Raw genomic sequence first — 6,000 nt, 5'->3', positions numbered from 1 at the left:
TCAAACTTGAACCAAAGCGAGAAGCGCCGGCACGTCGCCAATGACACGACTCTGATGCCCCTTGCCCGTCGTGTCCTCAAGCAGTATCGCGCTGCCTGCCGCGACGCGACGTCGTTCACCGTCACTGGCCTCGAACTCAATCTCCCCGCTGAGAAAAAATACCCACAGGCACATGGGCGAAGGATGAAGGTCGCCGACCCATCCGCTGGGCACGCGCACAAATCCGCAGCGGCTCGCTGCCGTGAAATCCGACACGTCAAAGGATTCAGCGGGGGGCGCGAAGTCGCGGGTGACGAGTTCGATGTTGACGGACGCAAAATGACTTTCGCCTGCCGGGTCTGAAAACAGTTGAGGAAACGACAGTGCAGACGCCACGGAGCTTCTCCTTTCGCGACCTGTGTTCCAGTCGGCGTTTGACGTGTCCCGTCAGAGTGAAATCCCGGAGGTCGGTGTTACCCAGCGCCACGCGAGACGTCGGCCGAATAACGACTCGCGTTGAGTGTCCCCGCCCTCATGAATTGGGTGCAGCGGTAACCGCTGCCGGAAAATCAGTGTGACTGGCTTCCTGTTCCAGGCAACGGATATACAGTCCATTGGAACATGAGTATCCGGTGAAGGGCAATTCGCTTTTTGTTGACACCTGCCGGCCACCTCCGCACTGCACGGCGTTTCAGCTGCCATGGTAAATATCGCACGACAGCCCGGCGATACAAGGCGCGACGTACTGGCTTCGCTCACGCGACTGCGTTCCAGGCATCGGCGCGCCACCGACGGCCGAGTCACGCGCCTGTGCATCCGCTGGGGCCACCTGCTGCTGTGCCGACCATTGGCCGCTCGTCGACGACGGTGCCTGCTGTGCGTCCTGGGAATATGCGGCTATGGGTGTGGTCAGCAAAACGACCGCGCCTGCCGCCACCATCAATACAGATTTCATGTCGGTACCTTGATGAAGTTGGGTAATTTACGTCAGTGCGTCGGCGCCGTCCGCAGGACATTGCAAACATCGTCTGATGAGAGCCACCCCACAGGAGGAGCGACTGGACGAAAAGTGCGACGCGTGCCCCGGCGCTCGCCGTCAGCTCAATTGCCGAAGAAAACATCGCACTGAGGCCTCGGCGTGCAGGCCGAGGGGCCCATCTTGCCCGCTGCGCTCCTGGTCGAAGGAGTCCCGCCGTAAGACGTGTCGGTGCCAGCCTGTGCAGGCGCTTCGGCGTTCTGCTGCATCGCGGGCTGTGCCGAAGGCGCTGCCTGCTGCGACGCACCTTGCGCGTGAACCGTTCCTGCCATCGCGACCAGGCATGCAGCACCCGTCGCCAAAATCAGTCGTGATTTCATCTCAGACTCCTTGATTCCTACAGGTTTTCACAAAGGCCCTTCACTTCCTGCCGACTCGTATCCCGCTCTTCCAGATGCCAGACAGCGCGACATCGTCACGACGTGACGACGCCGCAACGCCACTCAGGCGAGCGAACGGGAAGTGGGCTTTTTGTATACGTGGCAGACGCCGGACTTGTCAGGCGACCACCTGGACAACGACGCGGGGCTTGTACCGGGCGGAGCAGAAGGACGCGCAATGGTTGCGCCGGTGACAGGACCTTGTAAGCCCATGGCCAATAAGAATCCTTGCTGCTGATATGTTATAGACCCACGCCGCATGTATTGACAGCGGAATCGCAGACCGTCAAAGCCGCGAGATTTCTCCATCCTCCCGCTCTAAGCGCATCGGTAAGCGTCGAACATTGGGCGCAGCGCGCCCGCGTGGCATCACCGCGAGACCGGCGAGTATCATCGAACAACGACGCAACGGACGGAGATACTGTAATGGACGACCCGTTTGACAGACGCGAGCTGCTGCTTCACCTCGGGGACATGCTCGAAGCGCTGAGCTGTTTAGCCAAGACAGGCCGACCGGATGCGACGGTGGCGCAGCTTGCAAGGCAACAGGAATCGTTGAAGGACTTCGATTTTCTCCGAGCACTCGCCCCGAAGATGACCGTCGCCGATTTCGGCGCACGCGTCGCCAGCGCGTTTTTCCTGTGGCCAAAGGAACTGCTCGAGAAGGACCTCAACCACACCGCGCTTGCGTCGACCGTCCAGCACGACCTCTTTGATGGCAACCCTTCCGGCTGGAAGGCGTATGTCGCCCATATGCAGAAGAAGGTGAAGTGGTTCGGGACCGGGCTTCCCGCGATGAAAAGCGGCGCTTCGCGCAAACCGGCACATGCTGAAGCTGAGGACGCCAGCCCGGTCGAAGCGTCGTTCGAGGCAGCACCGCCCACTGAGTGGGATGCGCCCGACGAGAAGAAGGGGTGGCCCTGGCCGCAGCCAGGTTCGACGTCCTGAGCTAGCGCTGCTTATGGCCTACGCCACGACGCATCGCCGCCTCGTGGCGACCGTATCCATGCAATACGCGCACGTCGAACCGACCGCGAGGGGAGCCAATCAGCCGCCTTTGACGATTTCCCCACGGCTTTGTTGCCGACGCGGCTCCCAAGGAGTCGCCTCGGCACTTTTTGTCCGTGTCACGGTACCGCTGTCCGGAGTTCCGATAGTCGTTTTGAGGAACGGGGAAGCATGCACAAGGCGGACTCGGCATCGGACTGGCGGTCGTGAAGCATCTGGTCGCGGCACACAATGGCACGGTCACGATTGCTAGCGCCGGCGAAGGTCAGGGAACCGAAGTAACCATACGACTCCCCATTGTCTGCGAAAACACAGCGGGCGCAGTCGTGACTGCGCCACCTACGGTGACGCCGGTTCGCATCCTGCTCGTCGACGACAACGCGCGGACGCCACGGCGGCGCTCGGCACGCTGCTGGAACTGGAGAGGGCATGAGGTGAAACGCGCACAGTGTGGACCCGATGCGCTCGCGATAGTGGAGTCATTTACCCCGGACGTCGCCTTCATTGATATCAGCATTCCTGGCATGGACGGCCTTGAGCTTGCGCAGTTGCTTCGCCTGCGCGCGCAGTGCTGCCAGACGAAACCGGTGGCATTGACGGGCTATACCAGCAGCGTCAGTGGAATTCAGAGCGATGAACGGATATTCGACCGCCATCTCATCAAACCGTTGTCGCTCGATGACCTGGCAGATGTGCTTCGGTACCTGTAGCAAATAAGCACCATTCCGAGCCTGGAAGATTTGCGGTGAGGGCCAGCACGCTGCGTCCCCCGCTGCCCGTGCGGACGCCTTCGTCCTAAATAAACAGCGCGTTTGCCATATCGCTATATAGCTGTCGATTTGGCGCGCAGACAGGAATTGCGCTTACGTCGCTTCGCTAGCTGGCATGCGGCTTGCGCGCCGTAGTGTTTTCTTCCACGGGAGCAAATCATGACTACGCCCGACCCGCGGATGCGCCCGTCCGGCACTGGCGCGAAAATCGTTGGCAGCGCCACCGGCGCGGGGCCCGGACCGGAGGTGATGGCAGCGACGACGCTCATTGGCGACAAGGTCATGTCATCCGACGGCGAACACGTGGGCAAGATATCCGACATCATGCTGGACGTGCGAAGCGGACGGATTGCCTATGCAGTCCTCTCGACGGGAGGATTCCTCGGCATCGGTGATACGCTGCACGCAATCCCATGGAGCGCCCTGACCCTGGATGCAATCGACAGGTGTTTCGTCGTAGACATCCTGGCCCAGCGACTCAAGGATGAGCCCGGGTTCGACAAGGACCACTGGCCTTCGATGGCGGACGAAAAGTGGGGCACCACGGTCCATCACTATTACAACCGCGAACCGTATTGGACCGCTACCCGTGACGTCAGCGAAGGACGCACGACCGACATTTAGCCATCCCAGGGGCGGCTGTCGGTCGGGTTCTGGCGCGTTCCGACAGCGCGTCGCGCCCCGCCACACATGCATGTTGCATTCAATTCACCCGCACTACCTCTGTTAAGGGGACTTCGATGACACGTCGACGAAAGAAACACCAGCGCGACGCGGACGATGAACATAAGCCCGGCGAAGTCCAGGTTCCTGAGGCTACGCCACCAGCTTCTGACCCACCAACTCCCATCCTTCGGTCGGAGGACGACGAAGAGTTAGTCGACGAGGATTCGCCAAAGTAGCCAGCTGATGCCGCTTGCGGATGCAAGGCATAAATTTCCGCAGTGTGTTTACGAGCTAGGGTTTGCCAAAAGGCCGGTAACCATGCACTCGCCATCCTCCTTCGGCCGCGAGCGGTTTCGTCCTTGGCGAAAATGGGCCGACGTCAGCAGCGTCTTCGCAAGTAACTGCAAGCGAATGAGCAGCAGCCTCATGAGGCTCCCCCTTCCAGCCGCCAGAACCCGAGAAGGACGGGACAGGCTGCATCGAAGGTCTGTGCAGTCCGTAGGATCTTATTGGAGTTCCGCCAGCAACTTCATGAAGTGGCGCTTCGATAACTCTCCCTGACGGTTTCCAGCTCATCGGCGAACTTTTCATGCTCATTCAGTTGCGCTCCAGGCGGAACACGTCACTATAAGGATGACTAATTGAATGTATCGGGTACCGATTGTCGACGACGACGCGAATACTCGCGACGCCCTCGGGGCTATGCTGCGGGACGCAGGCCACGTGGTGACACTCGCGCGGGACCGAGCCGAGGCTTTGCGCCTCGCAGTTATGGTCAACCCGCAGGTCATTTTCCGGATGCTCGGTCACGTGACCTGCGCCGCGATTTCGCCATCTGGCGCGGTCAGCAAGCGATAGCCTTCGGTTTCCAGAAGTATCTGAAGCGGACGAAGGATTTTCGGGTCGTGGTCGACAAGAAGAACAGTGGCCACCGGGGTAGCGAAGCGCAGAAGGGTCCAGCAGTCTGACGAGCAATCGACGTTCCATGTTTAAAGCGGAGCCCTTCGCCGGCACGTCACCGGACCAGCGTGGAAACGGCCGGGGCGACGGCTTAAAACAGTCGTACAGTTAGCAATAAAACTTACAAGGAAACGTAAAGGTTTTCCCGACCGATTGCCAGTCCGCTTTCTCCTTTGCCGCAGCCCTTCCAGCCGTAAGATGGCCGGCGAGTGCGGCGCGGCTGCGGAAGATACCGCAAGTCCGCGTTCGTTTTCCCCTTGCACACGGCAATGAGCAATGCACGTGGAATGCCCTATGCGAGACGTGACTATCAGGAGGACTCGTTGAATGTGCCGCGTACTGCTTGTCGACGACGACGCGAACACACGCGACGCCCTCGGGGCCGTGCTGCAGAACGCAGGCCACGTGGTGACACTCGCGCGGGACGGACCCGAGGCTTTGCGCCTCGCGGTTATGGTGAACCCGCAGGTCATTGTCTGCGACGTGATGATGCCCGCAATGGATGGCCCCGAAGTGGCTTGCAGAATCAGGACCATACCTGTTCTTGCCAACGTGCCTGTCGTTCTGATGTCTGCCGTGCTACCTGTTCCTGCAGTCCCGGTTGCGGCAATGCTGCGAAAGCCTTTCGACCCCTCCCTCCTGCTGCGGTTGGTTGATGACCTTACCGACCAATCCGCGAGCGGCCGCAGCGCATAGAGCCGGAGGACTTGAGGCAGCAAAGGCTATTGAGCTGCGCATCCTGCACGACGACTATTAGTGAACTACTACGTCATTGACGTCTTTGGGGAGATGTCGTGAAGACAGGCTGCTCGTGGATAATGACGCCGATACGCTCGATGCATGTACAGAGACCTTCGCGCAACAAGGCTGTGAAACGCATTGCGCAGCAGATGGATTTCCCGAGTGGGAGATACCCCATACGATGCGCATTGATATCATGGTCTCGAACCTACGGACGCCGGGCACTCTGGCGGCGTCCTGTGCGACCAGAGAAGCCCCCTTGCGGACATCGTTTTCATTCCTGTGTCAAGCGAGCCAAGTCCGCCCCTCGTACGCTATGAAGGATAAGCCACTCTCGACGCCCGAGTTGTTTGCGAGAACCATGCGCTTCGTGAGTCGTCGCGGCGTCATTTTGATAACAGGCCGGCGACACGTCAATCGAGTTGAAGGCTGCCCAGCAATCACCGTTCACAGGGCTCAC

General features: G+C 60.0%; 7 protein-coding genes and 1 pseudogene. 5 read left to right on the top strand and 3 right to left on the bottom strand.

Annotated elements, in window-relative coordinates; all coding sequences use genetic code 11:
* Together GCT13_RS19305 and GCT13_RS19300 are read right to left on the bottom strand one after the other, a co-directional pair.
* Positions 1-375, bottom strand: a complete 375-nt coding sequence (locus GCT13_RS19305; RefSeq protein ID WP_321574468.1) for a cupin domain-containing protein — start codon at positions 373-375, stop codon at positions 1-3.
* Positions 376-1,080: 705 nt separating this feature from the next.
* Positions 1,081-1,335, bottom strand: coding sequence for a hypothetical protein (locus tag GCT13_RS19300; RefSeq protein ID WP_152760557.1), 255 nt, complete (start codon positions 1,333-1,335; stop codon positions 1,081-1,083).
* A 486-nt stretch (positions 1,336-1,821) separates the two neighbouring features.
* Between GCT13_RS19300 and GCT13_RS19295 the strand changes: the two genes are divergently transcribed.
* From GCT13_RS19295 to GCT13_RS19285, 4 genes and pseudogenes are all read left to right on the top strand, one after another.
* Positions 1,822-2,343 carry a hypothetical protein gene (locus tag GCT13_RS19295; RefSeq protein ID WP_152760556.1) on the top strand — a complete coding sequence of 174 codons (522 nt, stop codon included), beginning with the start codon at positions 1,822-1,824 and terminating at the stop codon, positions 2,341-2,343.
* 239 nt (positions 2,344-2,582) lie between these two features.
* A pseudogene (locus GCT13_RS50590) lies at positions 2,583-2,690 on the top strand (ATP-binding protein); the annotation flags it as partial.
* 39 nt (positions 2,691-2,729) lie between these two features.
* On the top strand, positions 2,730-3,113 hold the full coding sequence (locus GCT13_RS19290; protein WP_321574471.1) for a response regulator: 384 nt from the start codon (positions 2,730-2,732) through the stop codon (positions 3,111-3,113).
* Between the two features lie 219 nt (positions 3,114-3,332).
* Positions 3,333-3,797 (top strand): PRC-barrel domain-containing protein, encoded by a 465-nt coding sequence (locus tag GCT13_RS19285; protein WP_152760552.1) that lies wholly within the window; start codon positions 3,333-3,335, stop codon positions 3,795-3,797.
* Between the two features lie 848 nt (positions 3,798-4,645).
* Here GCT13_RS19285 and GCT13_RS50585 read toward each other — a convergent pair.
* Complete coding sequence (locus GCT13_RS50585) at positions 4,646-4,771, bottom strand: hypothetical protein (protein ID WP_265335301.1); 126 nt, start codon at positions 4,769-4,771, stop codon at positions 4,646-4,648.
* A gap of 355 nt (positions 4,772-5,126) precedes the next feature.
* On the opposite strand from GCT13_RS50585, the gene GCT13_RS19280 reads away from it, so the two are divergent.
* Positions 5,127-5,495: a response regulator gene (locus GCT13_RS19280; RefSeq protein ID WP_152760550.1), complete on the top strand. Its 369-nt coding sequence runs from the start codon at positions 5,127-5,129 to the stop codon at positions 5,493-5,495.
* Positions 5,496-6,000 lie beyond the last annotated feature (505 nt).

Origin of the sequence: Paraburkholderia franconis, assembly GCF_009362735.1 — a bacterium.
GTDB lineage: Bacteria > Pseudomonadota > Gammaproteobacteria > Burkholderiales > Burkholderiaceae > Paraburkholderia > Paraburkholderia franconis.
Note: the sequence above shows the minus strand (reverse complement) of the source record. Positions and strands in the feature narration are given on the sequence as shown.

Coding starts and splice junctions, on each gene's coding strand:
- GCT13_RS19300 (WP_152760557.1), bottom strand. CDS start 1,335: ATGAAATCACGACTGATTTTGGCGACGGGTGCTGCATGCCTGGTCGCG.
- GCT13_RS19295 (WP_152760556.1), top strand. CDS start 1,822: ATGGACGACCCGTTTGACAGACGCGAGCTGCTGCTTCACCTCGGGGAC.
- GCT13_RS19285 (WP_152760552.1), top strand. CDS start 3,333: ATGACTACGCCCGACCCGCGGATGCGCCCGTCCGGCACTGGCGCGAAA.
- GCT13_RS19280 (WP_152760550.1), top strand. CDS start 5,127: ATGTGCCGCGTACTGCTTGTCGACGACGACGCGAACACACGCGACGCC.